This window comes from uncultured Roseobacter sp. (assembly GCF_947499265.1).
Lineage (GTDB): Bacteria > Pseudomonadota > Alphaproteobacteria > Rhodobacterales > Rhodobacteraceae > Roseobacter.
Window position 1 is genome coordinate 1 of the sequence record NZ_CANMNK010000015.1, and the last position, 24509, is coordinate 24509.

The window sequence follows — 24509 nt, forward strand, 5'->3', positions numbered from 1 at the left end:
GCGAAAGCGCCGCCATACGCCGCGCGACCTACGAGGAATCCGAAGGCTGGTACGCGGGCATCACCGCAGATATGTTCGGAGAGCGAGACGCATAGCCGGTGCCGCAACCAGATGTCAGGGAGCAAGCTTGCGATACGGCTTTAGTTGAAGACCTCGCTCCCCGCAGTCTTTTGACGTTGTCTTCAAAGCTGTGGTTCGGGTGTCGCCGCACGCCGTGACGGAATGGTGTGGTGACATGAGCCAGGCCCGCTTTGCAAACTCCGCAAGATCGATGATCGTACGTTCAGGCCAATAAATGTCGGCCTATAAGAGCAAACATGTAGGCGGAGACAAAGACCGTTAAGGCGGGTTGATTTAGGCCTAGGGTGTGCTTTCACTTGTATATATATTAGCGCTAATGTATTTGCAAAAAAATGACCCAGACAAAAAATACAGGCTTAGGCGAGCTGCTCCGCCATTTAACCGACTTACTCGACAGGGGGTCGCAAGATGCGTATCGCAACGCGGGTTTGTCTTATCGACCGCGATACACACCAATTATGCGTGCACTCGAGGGCGAGGCCATGTCAGTCACTGACCTATGTGGGCGCATGAGAATCACGCAAGGCGCGGTCAGCCAAACGATCAAGCTCATGGAACAAGACGGCCTGATAAAGCGCGTTTCCACGGATGATAGTCGGTCTCGCGCCGTTGCACTTACGCCGGAAGGAAGCGCCTTGCAGTCGCGGTTGGCCGCGCAATGGGAACTTCGCCTCGCTGCTACTTCTGACCTGGAAGCGGAGATCGGCGCGCCGCTGCGCTTGATATTGGAAAATGCTGTTCAGGCATTGGAACGGGATGGCTTCGCGGAGCGCCTGGCCCGGATGCAATCGGACACAGATACATGAAACAGGCAGGTCAGCATCTGGGCCTTGCAAACAATCACTTTCTTTCAGGTGGTGCGTCTTATGCATCCAGTCGGCCAAGCTACCCGCCAGCGCTCGTGGATGCGCTGGCGAAGTGGTGCTCCGAGACAACTCATGCCCTGGATGTCGGGTGCGGCAACGGTCAACTCTCGACGTTGCTGTCGGCGCGATTTGACAAGGTTACCGCAACCGATCCGAGCGAGACCCAGCTGCAATCTGCCGCACGACATCCGTCAGTTACATATCGTGCAGATCCGGCAGAGCGAATTGGTATTGAAGCCAATTCGGTTGATCTGATCACAGCCGCGCAAGCTGCACACTGGTTCGATCTAGATGCCTTTTACCGAGAGGTTCGACGTGTGGCGAAACCGCGTGCTGTTCTGGCCCTGATCTCCTATGGTGTGCCGGTCTTGGACGGAGAAATTGGGACGCGTTTCCAGCAATTCTATTGGCAGGACGTTCACCAGTATTGGCCCGAAGGCCGTCAACACGTTGAAGACGGCTACAGATCGCTTGATTTCCCCTTCGAAGAGTTATGGCTTCCGGATCTTTCGATTAGTCGAAACTGGTCGCTTGCCAATTTGATTGCTTACATTTGCACCTGGTCGGCATCCCGCCGCGCACTGAAAGCGGGCAGGGGCGATATCGTGGATAAACTCATACGCGATCTGGGCTTGCTTTGGACAGAACCGGAAGGCCAGCAAAAGGTAACCTGGCCGATCGTCGGGCGTCTGGCCGTGATCTAGCTTGTGTTGCCGAATACCTGTGGGTGTTCATGCCATTACAGCTGACCCAGTGGCCCGAAAATTGGAGCACGGTCGCCATGCAAGCTCACAGAAATCCAACCGAGATAAGATATGATCCAACGGCAATGAAGAGGATTCCGGTCGCTTGCGCGCCGCGCTTTCCCATCTGAGGGGACCGCTGCGCCATCACTTCGGGCAGGACGATCAGACCGGCGCCTTTGATCGCGGCGGCACTTCCTGTGAGCGAAACCGCGATTTCAGCCGTCGTGGACCACAGGAAATGATTGGCCAATATGGTTGCGCCCACAACGAAATGCGCCGCGCCAGAAAGGTTGAGCAAGATTGGATCAGCCCCGGTCTGACCAGCAATCATCTGGCGGTAAAACCCGTTCGAGATCAGAAATCCGAGTCCCGTTAGAAACAGATACGGACCAGCGATACATGCAATGGTTTCGGTCATCGATCACCTTTGAGTGGGGTGGCAAGCGCGAATCCGTACCTTGCAGTACCCATTCTTCAAGCTGGGATTGCCATCTTGAGCGTCACTTCGCCGGACGGCTCATGCAGATAGCGTTCTGTTTCGACAAAGCCGTAGCGGTCATAGAAACGCCGCCCGATATCGTTTTTCGCGAAGACTTCGACGCTGAGCGGCCCATGCAGCAAAACCGCATGATCGGTCAGCGCCCTACCGTGCCCGCGTCCGTGAAAGGCGGGATCCAGAAACAGCCCGCCAATTTCATTGCCAATAAGGGCGATAAAGCCAATCGGCGTCATTTCTTGCAAAAGAACCCAGGTTTCAGCATTTGGCAGGTAAATGTCACGCATGTCTTGTGCGACTTTTGCAACGAACACCTCCTGAAGAAACGGATGTGAATGGGCGTTGGCCTTTTGCCAAACGGACACCAACTGATCGGTGTCGTTTGGTCGATATGGTCTGATCATGGTCGTGTTACTTTCTTATAGCCAAACCAGCGGTCGCCCAATTCCCCAGAGTCAAACCTGTCCCTTGATCGGGCGTGCAGGGTTGCCTACGACAATCTGCCCTGCCGTGACATCCTTGGTGACAACGCTGCCTGCGCCAATGACCGCGCCATCCCCGATGCGAACACCTGGGAGGATGACCGCATTTCCGCCGATCCAAACGCGTTTTCCGATGTGAACCGGCTTTGCCAGTTCCAACCCTTCGACGCTGCGCTTGACCGGGTCCTTATGGTGTTCGGCGCAGTAGATCTGAACATTGGGCCCGAGTTGGCATTGGTCCTCGATGGTCACGGTGGCGCAATCCAGGATCGTGCATCCCGCATTCAGAAACACATCCTGGCCCAATCGTATGTTGATGCCATAGGCGCAATGAAACGGTGCCTCAATGATGGCTTGCGGTGCATCTATCAGTCTGGCAAGCCTCGGGCCGATGGCGCCGCGTTTGTCTGGATGCAGGACATTGTGTTCATGCACCGCCGCGCGGGCGGTCGCGCGCAACTGCTCAAGCTCATCATCAAGACAGGTGTACCAGTCACCGGCCTCCATCTTCTGTCGCTCTGTTTTCTCGGCGGTGTTGCGCGGCGTTGAAGTGGTCATCGGGATACCGCGGACCGGATCAGGCCCAAGCCTGCAACCGCAAAAAGACCCGCCACAACGGCATCGACCGATCTGCGAAGGCGTCGATACCCTTGCATGATGCCCGGCAGCGAAAAGGCCAGCGCATAGAGACCGTAGGTCAGCAGGCCGATCGCGATGCAAAGGGTTGTGGAGATCGCGATAAGCGCGCCGCTGGCATCGTTCCCCAGCCCCATGGAAAGCGCCGCCATCCAGGCAAAAACCGCTTTTGGGTTGGACAGGTTAAGCAGTAATCCTTTCCACAACCAACGCCCTTTGGAGGAGAGCTTTACCGCTGTTTGACGCGGGTTCATTGAAGAGCGAAGGGACTGCCACGCCAACCAAAGCAAATAGAGCCCGCCAATGATTTTCAGGGCGATCAACGCCTGAGCGGAGCTTTGCAGCAACACGCCCAGGCCCGTCGCCGCGATCAACCCCCAAAAGCCAAGCCCGACGGCAAGGCCCAATCCAAACAACAGGCCATCTTTGCGACCCCGTTGCAGGGTGACCAGAGACACCGCGATGATGGCCGGGCCGGGGGAGGCTGTGACGACCAAAAAGGCCAGGGCGACCGGTAAAATCGATTCAAAGAACACTGCACACTCCTGTTTCAAACTTAAGTTCATTCCCCAAACGGTTTTCAGGTTGCATGGCTGTGACTGAAGCCAGTGCGCTCTGCGCTTCAGGGTTGCCGGTCGGCATGTTGCGTGTCGCGTTGATGGCAATCACCTGTTTCACCAGTCGTGCTCCTCTAATGTCTTGAGTTCGGATCAAACAGCTTGGAGTCCGTGTAAAGCACCATAGAGGCCAACTTGTTTCCGCGAAATTCGATGACGTCGCACATCGGAATTTTTATGCCGATGTCCAGTATGTAAGTGTGAACCAGGCTGTCCCCTTCGGCAATAATTTTTGAGGCGGTCACCGAACCATCGAAGTCCAGCAGTGATTGCACGAAGGTTTCGGGGTTGTCATGTGACCCGATTGGACCATCAAACGTGAAATCATCTGTCAACGCGGCGCGGATTTGAGCAGCATCTTTGACCGTCGCACCGTGATAGAAAGCTTTGAGTGTCTCTTGTCGTTCAACGCTGAGGGAAGCTGTCATGGTAAGGCTCCTGACATGGGGTGGATCAGAAAGTGGTAGAGCAGCCACGCTCCGGCCCAAAGGCAGATTACGTGCTGCGAAATGATGGAAAACAGGCCGATGAAGGGGTTGCCGATATACATGCGTGCGGCATGCAAAAGGCGTCCCACAAGGAAGACCCCGGCAAAGGCCCATAGCATGGTGTCTGGCGCATCTGCTAGTTCCATGAGGGCCAGCCCGATCAGGACCATCGGCGCACTCTCGATAAGATTGGCATGGGCTCTGATCCGCGCACGCAGCGCCTGATCGTTAGCATCCCCGAACTGAATGCCCCCCAACCGGGCGCGCCGTTCGGTTACCAGCGCGCTGAGTGCCACCAATAGGATCAGCAACCCGCCCGCGAGCGATGAGGTGACCGGAAGTTGGCCGATGGTCATGCCTGCAGACTCGGGCGATCATGCATGGCATCGGCCCATCTGAGCATCCGACGACATGTCTTCGGGATGCCCAGATCAAACGCATCCGCCATGGTGAGCACCGTCATGCCTTCGACGTCCGCAAAGCTGAATTGATCTCCGACAATGAAGTCGGTGTCTTCAGCCATCGCACTTTCCAACAGCCTCCATTTCTCTGGTATCGCCCGTCGCATCGCATCTGCAAACGCTGGAACCTGTTCCAGTACATCCGCGAAAAGGGGGAGCGAATGGCGCGCCATCAGCCCATAGGTCATGAACAATTGGCTATGGATCCGCTCACTCCAGGTCGCGATGCGGCCTTGATCTGTGGCCGAGACACCCATGAGGGGTCGATCAGGAAAGGCTGCTTCCAAGTAGCGGCAGACCGCCAGGCTTTCAGTGATCACGGTGCCGTCGTCCAACTCCAGTGCAGGCACTTCACCCAAGGGGTTGATCTTGCGAAAATCGGATGTGCGCGTGTCTTTCCCCAGTTCCAAGGTGACTTTTGGGAGCTCAATTTCCTTCTCTGCAATAAAGATGCGCACGCGTTTGGTATTTGCAGACATTGCGTCGTAAAGTTTCATTTCGCCAGGTCCTCCAATCGGTCGAGCGTCGCTTCCCAGCCAGCTGCGTGGCGGTCTGCAATCTCCTGTGCGGGTATTTGGGAATGGGTCAGGATGACGTCGGTAGAGGACCCGTCCTCGTGAAATTCAACGCGCACCCTGGTGGGAATGCCTGCATGAGGGTCAGGCTCCTCCCAGATCCAGGTAAAGGAGAGCAGAGACGGCGGGTCAATACACTCAAAATGCCCGCCAAGTACGGGGTTTGATCCATCCGTCATGGCGTAGCGAAATCGATACTGACCGCCTGCGCGGAAATCGAATTGCAGAACGTCCAAGGTAATTTCCGGACTGGGCGAGAACCATTGCTCCAGCGCTTCGGCTCTTGTGAAAGCGTGGAAAACCCAATCACGTTTGGCATGAATGAGACGTCGCACGGTCGTGGAATGCAAGATTGCCGTCACGTGTTGTCCTCCGGTGTTTCGAGGGTGGTCACAAAATCATCGAGCCGCGACAGAGTGGCTTCCCAGAAGGCCTTGTGTCGTTCGATCCAGCCACTGGCATCATTCAGCGGCCCGGTTTCCAGACGGAACCGATGCACACGCCCGTCAATCTCACGTTTCACAAGCCCGGCGCTTTCAAGAACCTTCAAATGCTTCGAGATGGTGGGTTGCGCCACGGCAAAAGGTTTTTGGAGCTCGGATGCAGAGCAGGATCCCTGAGTTGCAAGCAAAGCCACGATTTGGCGACGCGTGCCGTCGCCCAGGGCATGAAACGTGCGGTCGAGTGGTTCGTGATAACTAATAGCCATGTGGCTATATTTCAGATCAAATTGCCGAGGTCAACAGAAGAAATCAGATTGGAGGGGTAGGGTCCGGAGACGCTGTTAGAGATTCACCTAGGCGTGACAGGTCACCAGTGCCCAGGCATCGTAGCTTCAACGCCTGGGCAGTCGAACACACGCTGTTTCCAAGCCCCCAGATGGTCAAGCGTATTTGCAAGCTCGGCAAACCCCAGTTCTGCCATGAGGTCCGGTTTCGTTTCTGAAGCGCGCTGTACGAGCCTGACTTCTGGCCAGGACACGGCATCTGCGGCTGAAGGCTTCGTTCCAGCCAGAAACAAACGTCCATCACTGAGTTTGCTGTCAAGCAGCGTCATCTCGGACTGCATCGTTTCAGCGGCAGATGTTAAACTTTCCCATTTGGGTGTGTTTTTGTCATCCAGCGACGCCCCGCCGAAAAACACCGGCGTCAGGAAATCTGCCGCCGCTTGACGCAGATATTGTCGGCACTCCATGGTTGTTTGCCATATCTCGGCGGCTTCCTGATCCGTTGATCCGAACAATGGATGCTCCGGGAACTTTCGATCCAGCCATGCCAAAATAGCCATTGAATCGCGCAGCACCGTGCCGTCGCTTTCCATAACGGGAACTGTCCCGCGCGGGTTGAGCGAGATAAAGGGCTCGGTCTTATGCTCGTTCTCGGACAGCTTTAGTTCCTTGATCTCAGTGGTCAGCCGTTTGAAGGCAAGCCCCAACAGAACGCGCCATCCACGTGGTGATCCGCTGATTGTTGTGAGTGTGAGCGTCATCGGTTTCTCCTTCTGTTTCAGAAGGTTTAGCCACCGGAGTTGCCCGCGCAAGAAGGCAGAATGTCTGAAGATAGTACGTAATTTCGTATCTGGTGAGACGCGCCGGAGCAGTATCAAAATTCATACTATTCCCAAAAATTCTGCCTTCTTGCCGAAGAATACTGCCTGACTTATTTCGGTTTTCAACACAACGATTTCTGGACGAATTGGATCTTCGACATGGGCAAACTGACGGACAAAACCGCACCTACTACAGGTGGGACAATCGGGATGGGTTGGGAGCCGGCGGGCCAGTCTTTGGACCGGGGAGTATCCCAATGACCATCACAGTGTACAATATCAGCGGCTCACCGATGGGCTGGCGGGTCCTGCTGGGGCTTGCCTTCAAGGGGCTCGACTACGAGGTGGTGTACCTCAGCGGATCGGACAAAGAACATCAGCAGGATCCGTTCTTGCAGATGAACCCTCATGGGAAAGTACCGGTTCTGGAATATGGCGGCATCTATCGGCGCGAGTCGCTATCGATCCTTGGCTGGTTGGATGAGCAGTACCCCACACGCCCCCTTTTTGGCCAAACGCCAGCAAAGATCAGCGCCACTTGGATACATGCCGCAAGGTACAGTGACTATCTTTTGAAAGCCACAAGTCAGGTCGTGTTTCCGGTGTTTAACGGATCTGACGGTGCGCCAAAGGCACCGGGGGGAAACGAACCCGCGATTGAGCCAGCGTCTTCGCTTCTGAAGACTGAGCTGAGCGAGCTGGAACAAAGCCTATCCGAGAGCGCCTTCCTGTGTGGAGGCGCCCCAAGTGCCGCTGACGCCGTCGCCTTTCCGGAAATTGGGCGGGTTATGCGCGCAATAGAAACCAAACCTGCATCAATGTCTGACTTGGGCTTCGGTGATTTCGATCTGGACTTTCCGAAGATCGCCCGTTGGCGCGACCGCATCACGGCCTTGCCGGGCTACTCCAAGACAGTGCCACCGCACTGGACTGAATGACATCGAGAGAAGGAAACACAATGGCCCAAAAAAACTATGAAAGAACCATAAGGACAACCGCCAGCAGATCAGAAGCATATGCTGCGCTGACGACGGGATTCACGCAGTGGTGGACCAGCGACGCTGGCACATTCGAAAAGCCCGGAGATGTTGCCAAATTCGGTTTTAGCGGGAAGCTAGGCTATTGGAAGTTCAAGGCGACGTCTCTTGAACCAAATCGTGTTGAACTGGAATGCGTTGAGGCGCTGCACCTCCATGAAGGGCAACCAAAAGAGATCGAGACCGAATGGCTTGGAACACGTGCGATCTGGGACATAGATGAGACCGTTGGCGGCACCGAAATTCATTTTGTGCACGATGGCCTGACGCCCGATCTGCTGTGTTTCGATATCTGCGAAGCGGGCTGGGACATGTTCTTTGTGGATAGCCTCAAAGCTTATCTCGATACCGGGACCGGCAAGCCGCATGTGTGAGATTGGCACAAGGCACACACCGGCGGATCCAGGGCGTCCCAAGAGCGGAGAAAGCGCGATGAATACCGAAACACTCCAGAAGCAGCTTGTCGAATGGTATGGCGATGGTTCAAACGGGGCTGTCCCACGCCCCGAACAATGGGCGCGGATACTGCATCGTGCGCCGGGTCAAGCGATCACTTTGATCAATTTTTTCAAGTTCCGTGAAGAGGCAGACTATAAGGACAGGGGAGCGCATGTGTCGGGTAGTGAGGCGTTCGACGCATATGCCGCTGTGAGCATTCCAACGATGAAACGTGTTGGTGGAGCGTTCCTGCTTGTCGCGCCTTTTGAGGCATCGCTGATCGGCGAAGATGAGGATTGGGATCTTGTCGCCATCGGCGCGTATCCAAATCGCCAGGCCTTTCTGGATCTCTATCAGGACGCAACCTACCGGGCGGCTTTCACGCATCGCACGGCGGCCTGTGCCCTGCAAAAGGTGCTCATCGCGGGGACTTAACATCTGGCCTACGGCTGGCTCTTGAAACGATCTTTCTTGCTATGAGGCTTCATGGGTTAGGTCGCTGAGTTTACGTCAGGCTGCATCGCTGACACTCAACACCCCCCGGCTATGAGAACTGCGCGAATAGGTTGTCGATTTCTTCGATGTCGGCAGTTTGCATAAGTGCAATTGAAAGCAGAATGCGTGCTTTCTGAGGCGACAATCTCCGCGCACCAATGAGCTCCGCCAAGCCATTTTGCCTGAGACAAACCGTTGAGCCCGCAGATGCACGCGAGGACATAACCGCGACAACACCCTGCATATGCGCCTCGCGTAGCGCGCGTCGCTGATCAGGTGTCGCGTATCCTGGTGCAAGCCCCGCGACGACGATACCCTTTGCTCCGGCCGCGACAGATGCATCAATATGTGTGCCGTCCGCCCCGGCATAGCTGGCCACAACATCTACGCGGGGCCAGTCCTTGGGTCTGCGCCAAGCCAGCGACGGACTGCGCAACTGAGGATGGGTTCGAAATGAGACCGAGGTACCCTCAATGGTGCCAAGCGGTCCGGAATTTGGGGACTCAAAAGCATCGAGCGCGAAGTTTGAGCTTTTGGTAACGTCTGCTGCTGCATGAATTTCGCCGTTCATCACAACCAGGACGCCGCGACCCCGCGCCTTCGGGGAGGATGCAACCCTCAGGGCGCCCCAAAGATTGTGAGCCGCATCGGAAGAGATGGCATTGGCCGGTCGCTGTGATCCGGTAAAGACAATGGGCACATCGGTGCCAAGCAAGACGTCCAGGGCAAAGGCGCTTTCTTCCAGCGTGGCGGTACCATGCGTAACCACAATGCCGGACAGGTTTTGGTTGGCCTCGATTGCTGCCGATATCTCAGCGCGCAGCGACCACCAGAATTCGGGGCCAAGTTCCGTGCTGGAAACAGGTTCAAACCCGGAAGTCCGGAGCGTGATGTCAGACGGTGTGATCGAAAGCGTATCCAGCAATTCCCGGGGGGAGAGCCGCGTTCCGGCAACGGGATAATCAAGAAAGTCGAAGCGATCGGCTGCCAGGCACGAGATGGTCCCACCGGTTCCGATGATCAGAACATTGGTTTCTTTGGTCATTTCACCTTCGTTCCGTCCTGGATAGGGGCGCCACAGCAGCATGTGTTTGCAATCGTTTGACCGACGTGGCGCATGCAAAAGACATGCAACGGATCGGTCCCGTTACATGTCGTCTTTTAGGCGTATTTCGCTCTCTTTGAAACAAGGCCTAACCAGAGCCCCAAGAGCGTTGTATGCAAAGCGATGAATCCGCCCGTCAGCAAGAACCAAAGCATGAGGTCATCGATCCTGACTTTCGCTGCGATACCGAAGAGGGCGGAGGCCGCGGTGAACACGCCCATCAGCCAGGCGACCTTCAGCGCGTCCAGCCACGCTGCATTCCGCCAGTCCGTACGGAAGTAAATCAGCACGATTGCCAGGGACTCCAACACCCAGGCACTCACCCCATAGAGGTAAAGCGGGTCGTCCATGCGGCTAAAAACACCCAGGCGGAGGAATTGCTGTTCGAAAAGGACAACGTGCCAAAAGACTGCAAGGCAGGCTGTGATCAGGAAAGCGCCGGCAAAGGCCAGTATTTGCGGTTTTGTCATTTGATATCCTCGGGAAGTGTTAGATTGCGATGCTTTCGCGATCAGCTATCACCAGAGATCAAAAACAGTATGCCATTGCAAGAAGGCAGAATTTTCAAGTATAGTGCTGAAAATGATACCATGATTGAAAGGTCCGGAAATGGCGACCAAATCCGAAGCCGAGGCGCTTGAACAACATCCTGAATTGGCTGATCTGTGCCCAATGCCCGATATTGCCAAGCTGATCGGTGGCAAGTGGAAGCTCATCATTCTGCAAATCCTGATTTTCAAAGGCACCAAACGGTTCAACGAACTCAGGCGTATGATCCCCGGTGTCACCCAGACGATGCTGACCAATCAGTTGAGAGCGCTAGAGAGTGACGGGCTGGTGACACGCAAAGTCTACGCCGAAGTCCCGCCAAAGGTGGAATACACCGCCACGCAGCGCGCGCTGGACCTTCAGGAGATGTTTCACGCGATGCACAATTGGTGGCTCCGGGCAGACGGGTAGAGCCGCGCGCCCGCGCCCCTAATCGACGATATGACCGGCTGAGTTGTTCAGCATCGTGCCCGCCATGAACGCGGCCATATCAGACGCAGCGAATGCAAAGACAGCCGCAGTATCCTTGGCTGTGGGCAGCTTCTTGAGCGCCGTCTTGTTTTGCTCGATGAAATCTTTCATCTCCGCAAAGCTCATTCCCATATTCGCGCCCATGGTCGAGAATGTGTAGTCGATCGTGGGCGAGCCCGGCATGGCCTCAGACCGCACGCCAAGAACGCGTACACCGGCTGGCCCGTATTCATGCGCAAGCGAGCGCATCAGTCCTTCTGTCGCCGCATGAGAGGCGGTTAATGCTGGCGCCCAGGGCGCGCCAACCTTGGCCAAGGTTGATGTGTTCAGAATGATCACACCGCTTTCCTGTTTCGCCATGTGGCGAAATGCAGATTTTGCGGTAATGAACTGTGCGGCGGTGTCGACAGAGAGCGGAGCCAGGAATTGTTTCAAGGTCACGTCACTGGCCGGTTTCCCATGGTCGTAGCGCCGAGGTTCGACACCTGACATGTTGACCACGATATCAATTGATCCGGTCTCATCCGCGATCTGGTCAATGTATGCGTCAACTGCGTTTTCATCTGTTGCGTCGACGACCGCTAGCGTCGGTTGATCGGCTCTTGCCCGGCGTGAGGAGCTAAAGACTGTCGCCCCGTCCTGCTCAAACCTTTTCGCGATGCTCTGTCCCAAATAGCCACCAGCGCCGAAAACCAGCGCGTTCTTTCCAGTAAGTAACATGATTGACCTCTTTCTATTGAAATCCAGAAGATCGCGGGGAGAGCAGAACTCTGTTCAGTCGCCGCGCATTCCAAGGCAATCTAGAAAATCAGTATGATTACACAAGAAGGCAGAATTTTCGTATATAGAAAGGAAAATCATACTAATAAGAGACTTAGGGCGGTTTTGCTTACGCGGACGCTGCGCAGTGATCGGTCCTCGACCTCTCAAGAGCGACCGTTCAGCGCGATGCGGGAAACCGGTAGATTGGGATCGAGCCAGCCGCTTGTCGCAAAGTGGCGGAACGATAGTCTCCAAGGCCGACGGATTTATTTACATAAGAACGATTACCAGTGGTTTGGGGGCGAAGGTAAAATATGCTGTATCTTTGCCAGTCAGGACGATTGAGGTCGGAAGCGCCGCCATAGAAGCTCATGATGCAGTTGCAGAAAAGATCTAAAAACGACATGCTATATGTCGCTTTTGGGTTTTTAAATTGATCATAATCTCATCGATATGCCCAACGCTGGTGCAAATACAGTGAATCTTGGGTTTTCGAAACTGCCTCGGTGCATCCTTCGCTCCCGCAGCATTGACTTCTGGCGGTGCGATCACAGTTTTAAGGGCATGGACAAAACGTAAGCTCTTCATTTTCAGCTTTCCTTACGCGCCGCACGGCCCTGCTGGCGCGACGTCTTTGTTTTCCCAAGGATCTATTTCATGAAACACAGCCCTGTCTCAGGTTCTCCGATCTCTCATAAAGTCCGCCCTTATTCCCGTGTCGCTGTGATCGGTGCGGGATCATGGGGCACGGCGCTGGCCGTCACGTTGGCGCAAGCGGGGTGTAAAACCATGATCTACGGTCGCGACCCGGTTGTGATCGATGAGATCAACAGCAATGCGACGACACAAAGGTTTCTGCCAGGCGTCACACTGCCCAAAGGCCTCTTTGGGGTGAAGGATATGGCCTTTGCGCTGGAACGTTCTGAGGCGGTGCTGATTGTTGTGCCCTCTCGCAGTGTGCGCAATGTCGCACGGCAGGTCGCCGCGCATGTGCCAAAAGGCACGCCCATCGCTGTTTGCGCCAAAGGCATTGAACCCGAAACCGGCCTCTTGATGACACAGGTCACCGAAGAGGAGCTGGGCGATCATCCCGTGGGCTGCGTGTCTGGCCCGACTTTTGCGCTTGAGACGGCCATGGGGCATCCAACTGCAGCGACCGTGGCTTTCCCGTTCACTTATTCGGATCGGCTCAAGCCACATGAGAGCCCGGCCGTGCGTCTTGCCGTGTCGCTGACGACAGAAAGTTTCCGGGCGTATGTCTCAGATGATTTGGTAGGGGTCGAAATTGGCGGCGCGGTGAAGAACATCATCGCAATTGCCTGCGGCCTGATGACGGGTGCAGGCTTTGCCGAAAATACCCGCGCCGCTCTGATCACGCGCGGTCTTGATGAAATGAAAGCACTCGCTGTCGCCCTGGGCGGGCGCCGCGAAACGGTCACGGGTTTGTCCGGGATTGGCGATCTGGCGCTGACCTGCGCGAGCCCGACCTCCCGCAACATGGCGTTGGGGCAACAATTGGGACAGGGGCGTGCCCGCGCGGATTGCTTTGAGGGCAAACCGGTCGTGGTGGAGGGCGAAATGAATGCGAAATCCGTCACCGACCTGGCCCGCAGCCTGAATGTCGCCATGCCGATTTGTGAAACTGTCCGGGCAATCCTGCATGAAGGGGCGGAATTGGGTACGGCCTTTGCCAGCCTCTGGGCCCGCCCGATTGAGGCGGAGCCGCGCACGATGGACCTGTCTTTTGACCACCCTGCAACCGATCAAGATATTGCAACACTCGCAGAAAGGATCTCATGACCCGCCACGCAACCTTCGACGTGTCAGATATTTCCAAAAAAACCATGGTTCTTGCCACCGATCTGGATGGCACGTTTCTGGGTGGCTCCGCTGACCAGCGCAAGGGGCTCTATGACTGGATTGAACAGCACCGGCGGGCCATCGGTCTGATCTTCGTCACGGGCCGTGATCCGGGGTTTATTCACGATTTGGTGCGCAGCCAAGGCGTGCCACAGCCTGATTATGTCATCGGCGATGTAGGCACGACCATTGCCGTGATGGACGACAAGCAGCATGTCACCCCTATCCAAACACTTGAAGAACATATTGCAAGCGCATGGGCCGATGCCGGACCACAGGCACAATTCGCGCTGAACGGCATGCCGGGTCTTACGCTGCAATCCACGCTGTTCCGCTACAGGCTGAGCTATGACATGGATCCCGCGCGCTTTGACCCTGCCGCCGTAGACAAGATCGAGGCTTTGGGCCTTGATGCCATCATTTCGGACAACAGATTTTTTGATGTACTGCCGAAAGGTGTCAGCAAGGGGCCGTCGCTGTTACGCCTGATGGATCACTTAGGGATCGCGAAGGAGCGCGTGTTGGTGGCCGGTGACACGCTGAACGACCTGTCGATGTTGGAGACGGGTTTGCCCGCTGTTGCGGTTGGCGGATCAGAACCCGCCTTGATCGCCGCCGTCACAGACATCGACACTGTCTACGCTGCGGAGGCCGAGGGCGCTGCCGGTATTGCCGAAGCGATCTTGCACCACAAGCTTTTCAGAACACCTGAAGGGGCATAGCATGTCATCAGAGATGGTCATCGTCTATCACCGCCAACCCTACGAAGAGGTCGAGGAAAACGGCGAAATCGTTCTGCGCGAAAACAAAAGCCCAAACGGCATCGTGCCGACACTGAAAAGCTTTTTTGGTAAAGTTGATCATGGGGCATGGATCGCGTGGAAGCTGGCCGACGATCCCGAAAACCCCGGCTTTGAGCAGCGGATTGAGGTGGATGACGACTACGGCACATATACGGTTTCACGTCTGGCCCTGTCAGAGGATCAGGTGCGCGAATTTTATCACGTCACGTCGAAGGAAGCCTTTTGGCCGATTCTGCATGGGTTCAAGGAACGTTACAATTATGATCCCGTTGACTGGGCGAATTTTCAGGCCGTAAACCGCAGCTTTGCCCTGGCCGCTGCGGATGAAGCTGCCGATGGCGCATTGGTGTGGGTCCATGACTACAATTTATGGCTTGTGCCGGGCTACTTGCGCGAGCTTCGGCCAGATGTACGCATCGCGTTTTTCCATCACACGCCCTTTCCGTCTGCTGACATCTTCAACATGCTGCCTTGGCGCAGGGAGATTATCAAAAGCCTTTTGGCCTGCGATGACATCGGTTTTCATATCCCACGGTATGCGGGCAACTTCGTATCGGTGGTGCGCAGCCTTTTTGATGTGGACGTCACATCGCGCCGGCAGGTGCCGGACAAATGGATATTCGAAGGCACGGCTCTGACGGAACGCAGCTGGACGGATAAGCTAAGTTATGAGGGTCACGATGTGGCCGTGAGTGTCACCCCGGTCGGTGTCGATACCGGCTATATCGATGATGTCGCACGATCAGACGAAACCGCAGCGCAAACACATGAAATCCGCAAGGAAACCGAAGATGTCAAAATGATCCTTTCGGTGGGTCGGACGGATTACACCAAAGGCGGCATCGAACAGCTGTCCAGTTTTGAACGCGTGCTGGAATATAATGCCGACCTGCGGGGTCAGATCAGGCTTGTGCATGTGTCGGTGGCGGCAAACCGCAACATGGCTGTCTATGAAGAAATCCAAAGCGAGATTGAACAGATCGCAGGGCGGATCAATGGTCGCTTCGGCACATTGGAATGGCAGCCCGTTACCTTAATCTCACGGGCGATCCCGTTCACGCAACTGATCTCCTATTATCAGGCGGCAGACGTGGCATGGATTACGCCGCTGGCGGATGGCATGAACCTCGTCGCCAAAGAATTCATTGCCTCACGCTTTGACGGCGATGGCGTACTTGTCCTGTCTGAATTTGCCGGTGCCGCTGTCGAATTGGCAGACGCGGTGCTGACGAACCCGTTCTCAAACCGCGCGATGGACCTGACACTGGTCAGCGCCCTTGAAATGCCCGAGGCAGAGCGGCGACGACGGATGAAAACGATGCGGGATGCGGTTGCCCGTACGGATGTGCGACAATGGACGCCGGGCACGCTAAAATTGGCACGAGTACCCGCCGTTGCGGCCATCGCCTGAACCGGTATTGACACGCGGTCGCCCGGCTCACCCGCAATATCATGCTTAGACGTGATCCCGGTCAGTTATCAGAACTCCTCTGAGCTCTTCGCGAGAGGATGTCAGAATATAGGGTGCGATGAATGAAAACGACCTGCTGTAGTCGAAAAGCTTCGTTTCACCACGTGTTTAATATCGGGTGAAACGTCAAACTGCGCGCCCGACCCCGCGCACCCTGTCTCCAGCACACGGCCCACGGGACCAAAACTTGCCCCCTGTTTCAATGAGCTTGTTGCGCAGATCTTCCTCACTCATCGGTTTTCCGAAATAGAAGCCTTGCAGATAATCGCAACCCATCTCGCTCACGATCCGCGCGTGCTCTTCGGATTCGACACCTTCAGCCACCACGCGCATGCCGAGGCTCTTCCCGATGCCGATGATTGATGCGACCAGCGGCCTGACGCTTGCATCCGCGACAACAGGTTGGATGAATTGGCGATCAATCTTCAGGATCGCCGGTCTGATTTCCAGCAGTCCCCGCACCGAAGCATGCCCCGTTCCAAAGTCGTCGATGGCGACCGTTACACCAAGCTCATCAAGCTCATCGATGGTCCACCGCACCACGTCACCCATGCGATCGAGATAAACCGACTCAAGAATTTCGACCGTCAGTCTTGCCGGGTTGATGCCGGAGCTCTTGATGTCATGGATGAAGGTCGGATCGGCCAACCGCGCCGCGGAGACATTCACCGCAACGCGGGGAAGGTCGACACCTGTTTCATCAAAATGGTACAAAGCCCCATTTAGGCTGGCAAAGACGATCTCATCAATTCTCTTGAGGATCCCCATGTTTGCCGCGGTATCGAGAAACTCCGCTGGCGCGAGAATGCCCTTGTTCGGAGTGGACCACCTGACCAGCATCTCGGCGCAGGCAATTCTTCCGGTTGCCGCATCAATCAAGGGGTGAAAGTACGGGATGAACTCACGCCTTTCGCATGCAAGCAAGAGGTCCGAGGCCAATTGCTTCGTTGCAATGGAATTGGCGTGCATCTCTTCGGTAAAGAATGACCACCGACCCTTTCCTTGCGATTTTGCGTGATATAGCGCCGCATCGGAATCCGCGACGACCTGTTCTGGATCTTTCATATTCGCATTGGCAATTGCCACCCCGACACTCGCACTGCAGGCGGTCGATTTACCGTCGCATGTGAAGGGCACCTGCATCCTTTGAACGATCTCGTCGGCAAGATTGCTTAAGTTAAGGGCGCTCTTGCCGAGCGGCCTCAAAATGACGAATTCGTCACCGCCAAGACGCGCGACCAGATCAGATGCATCGGTCAGATCCCGCAGCATTTTGGCGACGGAAACCAGCAGCTGGTCTCCTGCATCATGGCCAAGCGTGTCGTTCACGAATTTGAAGCGGTCCAGGTCGATATAGAGCACGGCAAATTCCGTGCCGTGTTGCTTCAGGTTCTCAATCCAGGTCTTCAGCTCGACCTCGAAGTGCCGCCGGTTTGACAGGCCGGTCAGTGCGTCCTCGTTCGCATCCTTGGCCACCGACTTTGCAAGTTGGTGCAGCCGCGTGTTCTCTTTCTCCAAGCGGTGGACTTTCTCGACGACCCGCGCATAGCTTTCCTGATCTGATATCGCGGGATCTTTCATCGCGCGTTTGGCAGGCTCGGCGCTCCCCTGCTCCAGTTCGACGATTGAGCAGAGCCACCAGCGATTTCCCGTGTCGGGATCGGATAGGTGTACCCAGCTCATCCGCTGCCAATAGACTTCGCCATTCTTGCGATTATTCAGCGCCTTGGTCGAAAAATTCTCCCAATTCATCAGTTTTTCAATGATGTACAGGTGAATGCCCTGCTCCAGATCCGGGCCGACCAGGATGGTTCCACGTTGCCCCACGACCTCGGCGGCTTCATAGCCGATGATTTTGGTGAAAGCTTTGTTGCACCACTGAAATTCCATGACCGCTCCGTCATCATTCGATGCCAGAGCAAGTGCGAGGCCTTCGGTGCACTTGTCATTGATTTGATTGAATATCTGAGCAGGTATCACGTGTAGGGCCTACATGGTTCCGCACCCCTATGGCACCCAAACGATTAGGAACGGTTAAACCACGACAACGTGCCAACTTTTTTAAAGAAAAGTGGAACGATTGAAGGGTAGAAAACCTAGCTGTCTGTCGCGCCCGGTTGGGGCCGTTCCAGTTGAGACGGCGTTGGCCTCTCAGTCGTCCCCTGCTTCAGCCGTCTCCGATCTGCGCTCTTCTACGAAATAGCGACCTTTTTCACGTGCGGCTTCGAGCATTGCGGCGCCGATCAGGGCATTGGTGGGCAATCTACCCTGCTGGCCAGCTGCGCCTTGGGCATCGGATGGCACACTGGCGGCTTCCGAAGAGGCGGTGGTACGGCTGCCATTGAAGCGCGGAGGTTCTACGGCAGTTTGCGCAGTTGCTGCGCTGGCCATCGAAACAACCAAAAGGCTGACAAAAAGGTGTCTCGTAGGGGTCATGTCATGAGCTTCCGAAATTCAGAACCTATGACTAGCATATTTTGATGCGATGGGCTGCGGTTCGGTTGGATCGTGCTTAACCAGCCCGTTAACTGCCCTCACTAACTTTTAAAAATACGGCACCGACGGTTGATGCTCGCGTGGGGAAGATGGGTCGCCCAAGGGCAGCTCTTGGCAACTGAAAATCATCGAATGATTGGTGACATTTGGTACGTTGATTCTAGTTCTTGACCATCCTCAATCGTCTACTTTAATCGTCTACTTTTGCATGACCAATCCCCGCTATCTGTAGCTGGTCCTTTTTCAATTTGAGGAAGTCAGTAACTATTTTAGGCGGCTGTGCTTCAGTGCCCTGGCGTTCAGCACTCGACGCTCCCGGAAAATGCTGTTTAGGCTGCGAGATAATATTTGGCCAAGGGGTATTATATGAATTTTCAAGAAGCTTCACGGGCTTGGAACGCGCCCGCGGACGCAAAGCGGGTATCTGGAGGGGCAAGCGCCCCATCGCGTCGGAAATGACAAAAGCGCCGTCGGGTCCGTTTGAAAGCGCGGAGATTTTACCGCTTGACGCGGATAGCCGTCGCGCGATGCAGATCGCCGCAGATCACGCCATCGCCTATCGCGCCCGCCTCGCCGATCAGCCTGCAAAACCGCATATGCGGCCTGCAGAGATGGCCGACCGCTTTGAGCACTCCCTGCCCGAAACCGGCGAAGAGGCGCATTCGGTGATCGAACAGCTTGTGCATGATGCAGCCGACGGCATCCATCCGCACACGTCGCCGCGATTCTTTGGGTATGTCTGCGGTGGCTCCATGCCTGTGGGCGCAGCTGCCGATTTTCTCGTGACCGCCTGGGGTCAGAACGCGGCGTCCTCCTGGGAAAGCCCGTCCGTGGCGCTGATCGAACAAACGGTTTGCCGCTGGAGCCTCGATCTGCTGCGATTGCCAGCGGCGTGCGGTGTGGGGATCGTTTCGGGCGCCACGGTGGCCAATACGCAATGCATTATTGCAGCACGTGATGCCCTGCTTGCCCGGCAAGGGTGGCCTGTCGAAGAAAACGGTCTTTTTGGCGCGCCTGAAATCCCCGTTCTGATCGGCGCCGACGCACATTCGGCGCCCATGGCCAGTTTGCGGTATGCGGGGCTGGGCGTTGGTCGGGCGAAGCGACTTGAAACGGATGATCAGGGCCGTATCCGACTGGACGCGTTGGAGGCAGCACTTGCGGAGTGTGCGCACCCGCCGCTTGTGATTTTGCAAGCCGGACAAATCAACACCGGCGCCTTCGATCCGTTTGCACAAGCGATCCCGATGATCCAGCAAACGGGCGGGTGGGCGCATGTGGACGGCGCCTTTGGTCTTTGGGTCCATGCGGTACCGGAACTGCAGGACCGGCTTTCAGGGGTCAACGCTGCCGACAGTTGGGCGGTAGATCTGCACAAATGGCTGAATGCCCCCTATGACGCCGGTCTTTGCATCGTGCGGGACAGGGCCGCGCTGCTGAGGGCGATGACGGCGCGCGGGGCCTATTTGCCGGAACTTGGCGAAACATGGGAACCCAGCGATTCCACCCTGGAGCTAAGCCGCCGTGCCCGTGGGGTCCCGAGCTATGCGATCCTGAAACATCTTGGCGCCTCCGGAGTCCGCGCAATGATTTCACGCCATTGTGCACTGGCGAGTTATCTGGCCGAGACACTTTCTGCCAAACCGGGCTTCGAAATACTGAACGAGGTTGTTTCTAACCAGGTCGCGATTGCCTGCGAGAGCGATGAGATCACTTCACAAGTTCTGCAGCGCGTACAGGAGAATGGTAAAGTTTACCCCAGCCATGGTGTCTGGCGCGGGCGGCAGATCATCCGCGTGTCCGTGATCAAACACGCCACCGATCGGGCTGACATTGATCTGTTGATCGCCGAGATTCTGGCGGCCCATCGGGAGACGGCCTAGCCTTAGTTTTCCCACCCATGAACGCAGCAAGTCATATGATTCCTGCGCTTTGACTTTCGCGCAATGCGCTGCTTAATCTCTTCCCAATTGGGATGGACCGGAGGCTGCAATGCCGAAAAATGCGCGGCAGCTTCATAAGGCAGAGGTCGAATATAGAGGCACCCTGACCCGGCCTGAGCGGTGGGGCGCGTGGCAGCCAAACGAAGGCGACATCATCATCTGTACGCCGGCAAAATGCGGCACCACCTGGACGCAGGCGATTGTCAAGATGCTGCTCTATGGCAGGGCGGAATTGCCCGACCGGATATCGGCGCTGTCGCCCTGGCTCGATTCCGCATTGGGGGATGCCGATCCGGGCACGCCAACGCCCATCAGCCCGTCCGGTCGTCGCGCGATCAAAACGCACACGCCTTCTGACGGGTTTCCCATTTGGCATGGGGTGCATCTGGTGGCTGTCTATCGGCATCCATTGGACGTATTCCTGTCGATCCGAAAACACGTGATGAACATGAAAGGGGTCGACAACCCTGATCTATGTGGTCCGGTGCCAGAGGCGCTGACGTATTATCTGAATGGCGCCTATGACATTGAAAACATTGATCGGGATTATCTGGTAACGCTTGTCTATCACTACCTGCGCACGCTCAATCGACCGCATCAGACCAATCTGACCCTGCTGCACTATGCGAATATGGTCGCGGATCATCGCGGTACTGTTGCGCGGCTCGCAAGGGCCCTTGAAATCGACCATGATGATGCGCTGATTGACGCGGTGACCAAGGCCACTGACATCGGCGCAATGCGCGCGGATGCGGGCACATTTGCACCCGAAGGCGGCAAAGGCTTCTGGCACAAGGATGCCGCCTTTTTTGACAGCGGGGGCGCTCGAAAATGGCAAGGTCAGTTGAGCGATGAAGAGGTTGATCAATTTGAGGCGCGCCTGTGTGAGCTGCTGCCGGACCCCGAACATGCCAACTGGCTGAAATACGGTAAATAGCGGGCGGGCAAGGCGTGCGCGGGCAGCGCAATGTGGGTCTGACGCAATTTCAAAAACCGCGCCCTGAATACGCTGGCCTCTGGCGATGCGAACACCGCATAATACCGTGCTGCGTTCGTGTGGAAGGGAGAAAACCCATAGGAAATCTTGCAACCCATGTAAGAATTGCTGGCGACCACCGAATCTCAGGACTTTGCAATGCCAACTGAAGACACCGAAACATCCTCTGGAAAGACAACGCGCCCTGAGACGGCCAACCGACCCTCCCGCAAGGAACGGCTCCTGAATGAACTGGTCTTTCTGCGGTCCGCGCTGTTGAGCAGTTTCGCGGTGCTTGCCGTGATCGCGGTGCTTGTCGTCGCGGTTCGGGATTTGACCCGTGCACCGGTCGTTCTGGAAGAAATCGGGGTGACGGAGGCCTTGAGCAAGCAGGGGTATTCAGGCCTTGTGACATCAAACATGCTCTGGGATGCCATCGAAGACATCAGAACCTTCACCGGGGACCGAAAAAAGAACGTCCGCATCCAGACCGCGTCGCGCCAGCTTGATGTTGTCGAGCCCGGCTCGGGTTTGTCGTTGCAGCGGATCACCCGTGTCTTGCGGTCGCTTTTCAATCTGCCGCAGACGCGCATCGCCGGAGAATTCGTCTGTCTGGCCAGCGCCTGCACCCACGATGAAATGGCCTTGAGGATACGGATCTTTTCGGGTGACGGCACACGCATCATCACCGATGGGCCGATGGATGGCCGCACGATGGAGGATTATTTCCACGACACCGCCCTGCGCCTATTGGAGCAGGAGATAGACCCGCTCGTTGCTGCCCGGTATTTCTATTTCAACAAGTCCGAAAACTGGCAGGCGGATACGACCAGGATCTCCACGGAGCTTTTGCTGAAGCGCGGGAAAAACGCAGAAGAAGCCGCAACGCTGCTGGGTCGCGTCGCGATGGATGAACAGGAATACGACAAGGCAATTGCGCGCAGTGAAGAAGCGATCTGGATCGGGGACGACGTGCGCAGCCAACAGCGTTTTTGGTCCCGCAGCGGCGAAAATCACGAGGCGATCAGAGCCCAATCTCTCCTTTTGCAGGGTCAGGCCCTCTCGGAAAAGGGTTTCATCCTCGGGGATACTGAGATGCAGGAGCAGGCGCTTGACGTCCTTGCGGAGGCCGGGACCCTTGCTCCTGACTATGGTTTTATCCGTACAGCACAGGCACGGACCCTGGAGGATCTGGGTGATTACGACGCGGCGGTAGAGCTCCACCAGGCCGCGGCCAAAATGGATAAACTGGATCCCTACGCCTGGGGCGAGCTGGGCCGGGCCCTGCTCGCGGCGGATAAATCAATCGAAGCCGAAGAGAGTTTTGAGGTCGCAAGAAACCTGGCACCGGATGATCTGTTTCTCGTTCATTACTACGCAACAGATCAAAGTCTCGACGAAGCATTGGCAGGCGCAAAGCTGTGGGTAAATGATGCCCCCGACAACCCGCAGGCCTGGGATTTGTGGTTGGATATTCTGGACGAGAAATGGTTTTCCGGGGACGATAATCTATGTGCCGTTCCGAACGGTTCAGTCGCGGAACTATTGACCGTCGCAAGCGAGATTGCCCCGTTTGAAACACTTGAGAACGTGGACTTTTACGTTCAAGAAAGATGTGGCTTGTCCCAATAGCCGCCGCCGGAGGAACAACGCGCGCAGCGGAGCGACCACCTCGCCTACTCATGCACGACGGGTCTGCGCGGTGAGAAGTCATGGATTTCTGCGGACCCGCTGGCGCCTGTGCTGCGCGTCGGGTGCCGCCGGAACTGCGAGGGCGTCATGCCGGTTTCGCGCCTGAAGGCCTTGTAAAAGGACGAACGCGAATTGAACCCGACATCATAGGCCAGCACCAGAACGGTCTCATCAGATGTATCCATTTGCTGCACAGCATCCTTGATGCGCCAGCGATTGACGTAGTCGAAAAAGCTCTCGCCCAGCGTCTCGTTTAGCGTCTGTGACACGTAGTTGGAGGTGGCACCGATGTGCTTGGCCAAGTCCCAGAGCGATAAATTGGGGTCGCGATAGAGAAGATCCCGCATCATCGCCCTTTCAATTTTTGCAGCGATGCGCTTTGCGTGATCCGACGTAAGCGCGGAGTTCTTGTATTTCGCGGTCTCTTTGGACGCCTGTAATTCGGCGTGGTCGCTTTCATCGATCTCGCGGAGCAGACCCGGGTTCTGACGCAGCCCCCAAAGCGCGATCACCCATATGAGGCTGCCGCTGATCACCTGATTGACAACTTCAGGATTGATCGCGGGGGTGGCCCAATCCCACAACCCAACCAATTTCAACAGCAGCACGGCCACGTTGAAAACCCAGAACGCGGCGCCGACGAGCGCGATCCACCAGACCCAGTTCAGCTCGCGGCTTTCGGTGCTGGCGAAGAGGTCTTTGAGACGGGAATTGTAGGTGACCAGCAGCCGGATCGTGATGACGAGATAGGTCGCGACCTGCACATAGAACAGGACAAGCACGGCATAGACGCTGAGAATCAAAAACTGGATCCAGGGTGTGATTATGTCGATGCCCGCCCCTTCGATCAGCGCCATCGGCAAGTTCAGATAGAGCCACACAAAAACCGTGGCCGCAAAAAACGGCAACAGGTGCAGCATCTTGTAGCGCACCCTCTCTTCATCATCCTCAGAGGTCAAAGCGCGGACATAAAGCCAAAACAGCGGCGCTTGTGTCATGGCGATCGGAACCGTGATTGCATTGGCCAGCTTGACGAGTACGGGCGCGGTCTCCGGACCGTTGGCGGCACTGAAAATGGTCAAACAGCAGTTCAGCGCTTCCGCCACAAAGAACAGAGCGAGGGGCAGGTAAACCCGCCTGTGTGTCTTGCGCAGAAGCAGCAGGTTTGCACAGATCAGCGACAGGCCAAGCAGGAAGGCCGCCGACCCGAGCATGAAAACCTCTGCCTCTGTCATTACCCGAACCCTGCTCCACCTGACCAAATGCGTCGCCCGGTCATACCGGCGCCTGCCCAAGCGCGACAAGACAAGCGGGTTGAAAAGAGTGTCTTTCCCGTCAGGAAAGCACATTTTCGCGCAATGAGGGCCGGGCAGCGTTGGATATACCTCTGTGTCTTCATGCGGCGCGCGACCGCC

General features: G+C 56.2%; 30 protein-coding genes. 13 read left to right on the forward strand and 17 right to left on the reverse strand.

The features are described 5' to 3' along the window. The 3 genes from Q1A63_RS24560 to Q1A63_RS24570 all read left to right on the forward strand — a co-directional run. The coding region (locus Q1A63_RS24560) for an FCSD flavin-binding domain-containing protein (protein WP_298976726.1) at positions 1 to 95 on the forward strand (95 nt) is incomplete at its 5' end. A 318-nt stretch (positions 96 to 413) separates the two neighbouring features. Beyond that, complete coding sequence (locus Q1A63_RS24565; protein ID WP_298976641.1) at positions 414 to 887, forward strand: MarR family transcriptional regulator; 474 nt, start codon at positions 414 to 416, stop codon at positions 885 to 887. Beyond that, on the forward strand, positions 884 to 1651 hold the full coding sequence (locus Q1A63_RS24570; protein WP_298976642.1) for a class I SAM-dependent methyltransferase: 768 nt from the start codon (positions 884 to 886) through the stop codon (positions 1649 to 1651). The genes Q1A63_RS24565 and Q1A63_RS24570 overlap by 4 nt, the downstream gene beginning before the upstream one ends. A gap of 85 nt (positions 1652 to 1736) precedes the next feature. Here the strand turns inward: Q1A63_RS24570 and Q1A63_RS24575 are convergent, their stop codons facing one another. The 11 genes from Q1A63_RS24575 to Q1A63_RS24625 form a co-directional block, all read right to left on the reverse strand. Continuing rightward, complete coding sequence (locus tag Q1A63_RS24575; RefSeq protein ID WP_298976644.1) at positions 1737 to 2111, reverse strand: hypothetical protein; 375 nt, start codon at positions 2109 to 2111, stop codon at positions 1737 to 1739. Positions 2112 to 2167: 56 nt separating this feature from the next. After that, positions 2168 to 2476: a GNAT family N-acetyltransferase gene (locus Q1A63_RS24580; RefSeq protein ID WP_298976646.1), complete on the reverse strand. Its 309-nt coding sequence runs from the start codon at positions 2474 to 2476 to the stop codon at positions 2168 to 2170. A gap of 168 nt (positions 2477 to 2644) precedes the next feature. Beyond that, entirely contained in the window at positions 2645 to 3229 is a 585-nt protein-coding gene (locus Q1A63_RS24585; protein ID WP_298976647.1) for a sugar O-acetyltransferase, read from the reverse strand. Beyond that, positions 3226 to 3843, reverse strand: coding sequence for a LysE family transporter (locus Q1A63_RS24590; RefSeq protein WP_298976649.1), 618 nt, complete (start codon positions 3841 to 3843; stop codon positions 3226 to 3228). The genes Q1A63_RS24585 and Q1A63_RS24590 overlap by 4 nt, the downstream gene beginning before the upstream one ends. Further along, entirely contained in the window at positions 3833 to 3985 is a 153-nt protein-coding gene (locus Q1A63_RS24595) for a hypothetical protein (protein WP_298976650.1), read from the reverse strand. Before Q1A63_RS24595 ends, Q1A63_RS24590 begins: the two co-directional genes overlap by 11 nt. 13 nt (positions 3986 to 3998) lie before the next feature. Next, on the reverse strand, positions 3999 to 4352 hold the full coding sequence (locus Q1A63_RS24600; protein ID WP_298976652.1) for a nuclear transport factor 2 family protein: 354 nt from the start codon (positions 4350 to 4352) through the stop codon (positions 3999 to 4001). Beyond that, positions 4349 to 4768, reverse strand: coding sequence for an MAPEG family protein (locus Q1A63_RS24605; protein ID WP_298976654.1), 420 nt, complete (start codon positions 4766 to 4768; stop codon positions 4349 to 4351). Before Q1A63_RS24605 ends, Q1A63_RS24600 begins: the two co-directional genes overlap by 4 nt. Beyond that, the gene (locus Q1A63_RS24610) at positions 4765 to 5370 is read right to left on the reverse strand and encodes a glutathione S-transferase family protein (protein ID WP_298976655.1); all 606 of its coding nucleotides are present in this window, start codon (positions 5368 to 5370) and stop codon (positions 4765 to 4767) included. The genes Q1A63_RS24605 and Q1A63_RS24610 overlap by 4 nt, the downstream gene beginning before the upstream one ends. Then, complete coding sequence (locus tag Q1A63_RS24615; RefSeq protein WP_298976656.1) at positions 5367 to 5810, reverse strand: SRPBCC family protein; 444 nt, start codon at positions 5808 to 5810, stop codon at positions 5367 to 5369. Before Q1A63_RS24615 ends, Q1A63_RS24610 begins: the two co-directional genes overlap by 4 nt. Next, a complete protein-coding gene (locus tag Q1A63_RS24620) occupies positions 5807 to 6157 on the reverse strand; it encodes a metalloregulator ArsR/SmtB family transcription factor (RefSeq protein WP_298976658.1) in 351 nt (116 codons plus the stop codon). The genes Q1A63_RS24615 and Q1A63_RS24620 overlap by 4 nt, the downstream gene beginning before the upstream one ends. Positions 6158 to 6258: 101 nt before the next feature. Further along, the gene (locus Q1A63_RS24625) at positions 6259 to 6936 is read right to left on the reverse strand and encodes a glutathione S-transferase family protein (protein ID WP_298976659.1); all 678 of its coding nucleotides are present in this window, start codon (positions 6934 to 6936) and stop codon (positions 6259 to 6261) included. Positions 6937 to 7253: 317 nt separating this feature from the next. Between Q1A63_RS24625 and Q1A63_RS24630 the strand changes: the two genes are divergently transcribed. The 3 genes from Q1A63_RS24630 to Q1A63_RS24640 are packed head-to-tail and all read left to right on the forward strand — an operon-like array spanning position 7254 to position 8906. Continuing rightward, entirely contained in the window at positions 7254 to 7934 is a 681-nt protein-coding gene (locus Q1A63_RS24630) for a glutathione S-transferase family protein (protein ID WP_298976661.1), read from the forward strand. A 20-nt stretch (positions 7935 to 7954) separates the two neighbouring features. Then, entirely contained in the window at positions 7955 to 8407 is a 453-nt protein-coding gene (locus Q1A63_RS24635; protein WP_298976662.1) for an SRPBCC domain-containing protein, read from the forward strand. Positions 8408 to 8465: 58 nt separating this feature from the next. Continuing rightward, the gene (locus Q1A63_RS24640; RefSeq protein ID WP_298976663.1) at positions 8466 to 8906 is read left to right on the forward strand and encodes a DUF1330 domain-containing protein; all 441 of its coding nucleotides are present in this window, start codon (positions 8466 to 8468) and stop codon (positions 8904 to 8906) included. Between the two features lie 109 nt (positions 8907 to 9015). Here Q1A63_RS24640 and Q1A63_RS24645 read toward each other — a convergent pair whose 3' ends face one another. Further along, positions 9016 to 10053 (reverse strand): asparaginase, encoded by a 1038-nt coding sequence (locus Q1A63_RS24645; protein WP_298976665.1) that lies wholly within the window; start codon positions 10051 to 10053, stop codon positions 9016 to 9018. 74 nt (positions 10054 to 10127) lie between these two features. Continuing rightward, positions 10128 to 10541: a hypothetical protein gene (locus Q1A63_RS24650; RefSeq protein ID WP_298976667.1), complete on the reverse strand. Its 414-nt coding sequence runs from the start codon at positions 10539 to 10541 to the stop codon at positions 10128 to 10130. Positions 10542 to 10680: 139 nt separating this feature from the next. On the opposite strand from Q1A63_RS24650, the gene Q1A63_RS24655 reads away from it, so the two are divergent. Beyond that, positions 10681 to 11031 (forward strand): helix-turn-helix domain-containing protein, encoded by a 351-nt coding sequence (locus Q1A63_RS24655; RefSeq protein WP_298976669.1) that lies wholly within the window; start codon positions 10681 to 10683, stop codon positions 11029 to 11031. A gap of 18 nt (positions 11032 to 11049) precedes the next feature. Here the strand turns inward: Q1A63_RS24655 and Q1A63_RS24660 are convergent, their stop codons facing one another. Then, positions 11050 to 11811, reverse strand: a complete 762-nt coding sequence (locus Q1A63_RS24660; protein WP_298976671.1) for an SDR family oxidoreductase — start codon at positions 11809 to 11811, stop codon at positions 11050 to 11052. Between the two features lie 699 nt (positions 11812 to 12510). Here Q1A63_RS24660 and Q1A63_RS24665 point away from each other — a divergent pair. Genes Q1A63_RS24665 through ggpS form a run of 3 tightly spaced genes read left to right on the forward strand, consistent with a single transcriptional unit; the run spans position 12511 to position 15927 of the window. Continuing rightward, positions 12511 to 13653, forward strand: coding sequence for an NAD(P)H-dependent glycerol-3-phosphate dehydrogenase (locus tag Q1A63_RS24665; protein WP_299632664.1), 1143 nt, complete (start codon positions 12511 to 12513; stop codon positions 13651 to 13653). Beyond that, positions 13650 to 14435: an HAD-IIB family hydrolase gene (locus Q1A63_RS24670; RefSeq protein ID WP_299632665.1), complete on the forward strand. Its 786-nt coding sequence runs from the start codon at positions 13650 to 13652 to the stop codon at positions 14433 to 14435. The genes Q1A63_RS24665 and Q1A63_RS24670 overlap by 4 nt, the downstream gene beginning before the upstream one ends. 1 nt (position 14436) lies before the next feature. Beyond that, positions 14437 to 15927 (forward strand): glucosylglycerol-phosphate synthase, encoded by a 1491-nt coding sequence (ggpS, locus tag Q1A63_RS24675; protein WP_298976677.1) that lies wholly within the window; start codon positions 14437 to 14439, stop codon positions 15925 to 15927. Positions 15928 to 16113: 186 nt separating this feature from the next. Here ggpS and Q1A63_RS24680 read toward each other — a convergent pair whose 3' ends face one another. Both Q1A63_RS24680 and Q1A63_RS24685 read right to left on the reverse strand, forming a co-directional pair. Further along, a complete protein-coding gene (locus Q1A63_RS24680) occupies positions 16114 to 17967 on the reverse strand; it encodes an EAL domain-containing protein (protein ID WP_298976679.1) in 1854 nt (617 codons plus the stop codon). Positions 17968 to 18138: 171 nt separating this feature from the next. Further along, on the reverse strand, positions 18139 to 18423 hold the full coding sequence (locus tag Q1A63_RS24685; RefSeq protein WP_298976681.1) for a hypothetical protein: 285 nt from the start codon (positions 18421 to 18423) through the stop codon (positions 18139 to 18141). A gap of 515 nt (positions 18424 to 18938) precedes the next feature. Between Q1A63_RS24685 and Q1A63_RS24690 the strand changes: the two genes are divergently transcribed. The 3 genes from Q1A63_RS24690 (at position 18939) to Q1A63_RS24700 (ending at position 23034) form a co-directional block, all read left to right on the forward strand. Beyond that, positions 18939 to 20366: an aminotransferase class V-fold PLP-dependent enzyme gene (locus tag Q1A63_RS24690; protein WP_299632666.1), complete on the forward strand. Its 1428-nt coding sequence runs from the start codon at positions 18939 to 18941 to the stop codon at positions 20364 to 20366. A gap of 109 nt (positions 20367 to 20475) precedes the next feature. Further along, a complete protein-coding gene (locus Q1A63_RS24695; protein ID WP_298976684.1) occupies positions 20476 to 21363 on the forward strand; it encodes a sulfotransferase domain-containing protein in 888 nt (295 codons plus the stop codon). A 198-nt stretch (positions 21364 to 21561) separates the two neighbouring features. Further along, positions 21562 to 23034: a tetratricopeptide repeat protein gene (locus tag Q1A63_RS24700; protein ID WP_298976685.1), complete on the forward strand. Its 1473-nt coding sequence runs from the start codon at positions 21562 to 21564 to the stop codon at positions 23032 to 23034. A gap of 44 nt (positions 23035 to 23078) precedes the next feature. Here the strand turns inward: Q1A63_RS24700 and Q1A63_RS24705 are convergent, their stop codons facing one another. After that, entirely contained in the window at positions 23079 to 24329 is a 1251-nt protein-coding gene (locus Q1A63_RS24705; protein WP_298976687.1) for a helix-turn-helix transcriptional regulator, read from the reverse strand. Positions 24330 to 24509: the final 180 nt, after the last annotated feature.

What these genes read in the sequence shown, in the direction of transcription:
- Q1A63_RS24565 (WP_298976641.1), top strand. Translation starts at nt 414, where the DNA reads ATGACCCAGACAAAAAATACAGGCTTAGGCGAGCTGCTCCGCCATTTA.
- Q1A63_RS24570 (WP_298976642.1), top strand. Translation starts at nt 884, where the DNA reads ATGAAACAGGCAGGTCAGCATCTGGGCCTTGCAAACAATCACTTTCTT.
- Q1A63_RS24575 (WP_298976644.1), bottom strand. Translation starts at nt 2,111, where the DNA reads ATGACCGAAACCATTGCATGTATCGCTGGTCCGTATCTGTTTCTAACG.
- Q1A63_RS24580 (WP_298976646.1), bottom strand. Translation starts at nt 2,476, where the DNA reads ATGCGTGACATTTACCTGCCAAATGCTGAAACCTGGGTTCTTTTGCAA.
- Q1A63_RS24585 (WP_298976647.1), bottom strand. Translation starts at nt 3,229, where the DNA reads ATGACCACTTCAACGCCGCGCAACACCGCCGAGAAAACAGAGCGACAG.
- Q1A63_RS24600 (WP_298976652.1), bottom strand. Translation starts at nt 4,352, where the DNA reads ATGACAGCTTCCCTCAGCGTTGAACGACAAGAGACACTCAAAGCTTTC.
- Q1A63_RS24605 (WP_298976654.1), bottom strand. Translation starts at nt 4,768, where the DNA reads ATGACCATCGGCCAACTTCCGGTCACCTCATCGCTCGCGGGCGGGTTG.
- Q1A63_RS24610 (WP_298976655.1), bottom strand. Translation starts at nt 5,370, where the DNA reads ATGAAACTTTACGACGCAATGTCTGCAAATACCAAACGCGTGCGCATC.
- Q1A63_RS24620 (WP_298976658.1), bottom strand. Translation starts at nt 6,157, where the DNA reads ATGGCTATTAGTTATCACGAACCACTCGACCGCACGTTTCATGCCCTG.
- Q1A63_RS24625 (WP_298976659.1), bottom strand. Translation starts at nt 6,936, where the DNA reads ATGACGCTCACACTCACAACAATCAGCGGATCACCACGTGGATGGCGC.
- Q1A63_RS24630 (WP_298976661.1), top strand. Translation starts at nt 7,254, where the DNA reads ATGACCATCACAGTGTACAATATCAGCGGCTCACCGATGGGCTGGCGG.
- Q1A63_RS24635 (WP_298976662.1), top strand. Translation starts at nt 7,955, where the DNA reads ATGGCCCAAAAAAACTATGAAAGAACCATAAGGACAACCGCCAGCAGA.
- Q1A63_RS24640 (WP_298976663.1), top strand. Translation starts at nt 8,466, where the DNA reads ATGAATACCGAAACACTCCAGAAGCAGCTTGTCGAATGGTATGGCGAT.
- Q1A63_RS24645 (WP_298976665.1), bottom strand. Translation starts at nt 10,053, where the DNA reads ATGCTGCTGTGGCGCCCCTATCCAGGACGGAACGAAGGTGAAATGACC.
- Q1A63_RS24650 (WP_298976667.1), bottom strand. Translation starts at nt 10,541, where the DNA reads ATGACAAAACCGCAAATACTGGCCTTTGCCGGCGCTTTCCTGATCACA.
- Q1A63_RS24655 (WP_298976669.1), top strand. Translation starts at nt 10,681, where the DNA reads ATGGCGACCAAATCCGAAGCCGAGGCGCTTGAACAACATCCTGAATTG.
- Q1A63_RS24660 (WP_298976671.1), bottom strand. Translation starts at nt 11,811, where the DNA reads ATGTTACTTACTGGAAAGAACGCGCTGGTTTTCGGCGCTGGTGGCTAT.
- Q1A63_RS24665 (WP_299632664.1), top strand. Translation starts at nt 12,511, where the DNA reads ATGAAACACAGCCCTGTCTCAGGTTCTCCGATCTCTCATAAAGTCCGC.
- Q1A63_RS24670 (WP_299632665.1), top strand. Translation starts at nt 13,650, where the DNA reads ATGACCCGCCACGCAACCTTCGACGTGTCAGATATTTCCAAAAAAACC.
- ggpS (WP_298976677.1), top strand. Translation starts at nt 14,437, where the DNA reads ATGTCATCAGAGATGGTCATCGTCTATCACCGCCAACCCTACGAAGAG.
- Q1A63_RS24685 (WP_298976681.1), bottom strand. Translation starts at nt 18,423, where the DNA reads ATGACCCCTACGAGACACCTTTTTGTCAGCCTTTTGGTTGTTTCGATG.
- Q1A63_RS24690 (WP_299632666.1), top strand. Translation starts at nt 18,939, where the DNA reads ATGACAAAAGCGCCGTCGGGTCCGTTTGAAAGCGCGGAGATTTTACCG.
- Q1A63_RS24695 (WP_298976684.1), top strand. Translation starts at nt 20,476, where the DNA reads ATGCCGAAAAATGCGCGGCAGCTTCATAAGGCAGAGGTCGAATATAGA.
- Q1A63_RS24700 (WP_298976685.1), top strand. Translation starts at nt 21,562, where the DNA reads ATGCCAACTGAAGACACCGAAACATCCTCTGGAAAGACAACGCGCCCT.
- Q1A63_RS24705 (WP_298976687.1), bottom strand. Translation starts at nt 24,329, where the DNA reads ATGACAGAGGCAGAGGTTTTCATGCTCGGGTCGGCGGCCTTCCTGCTT.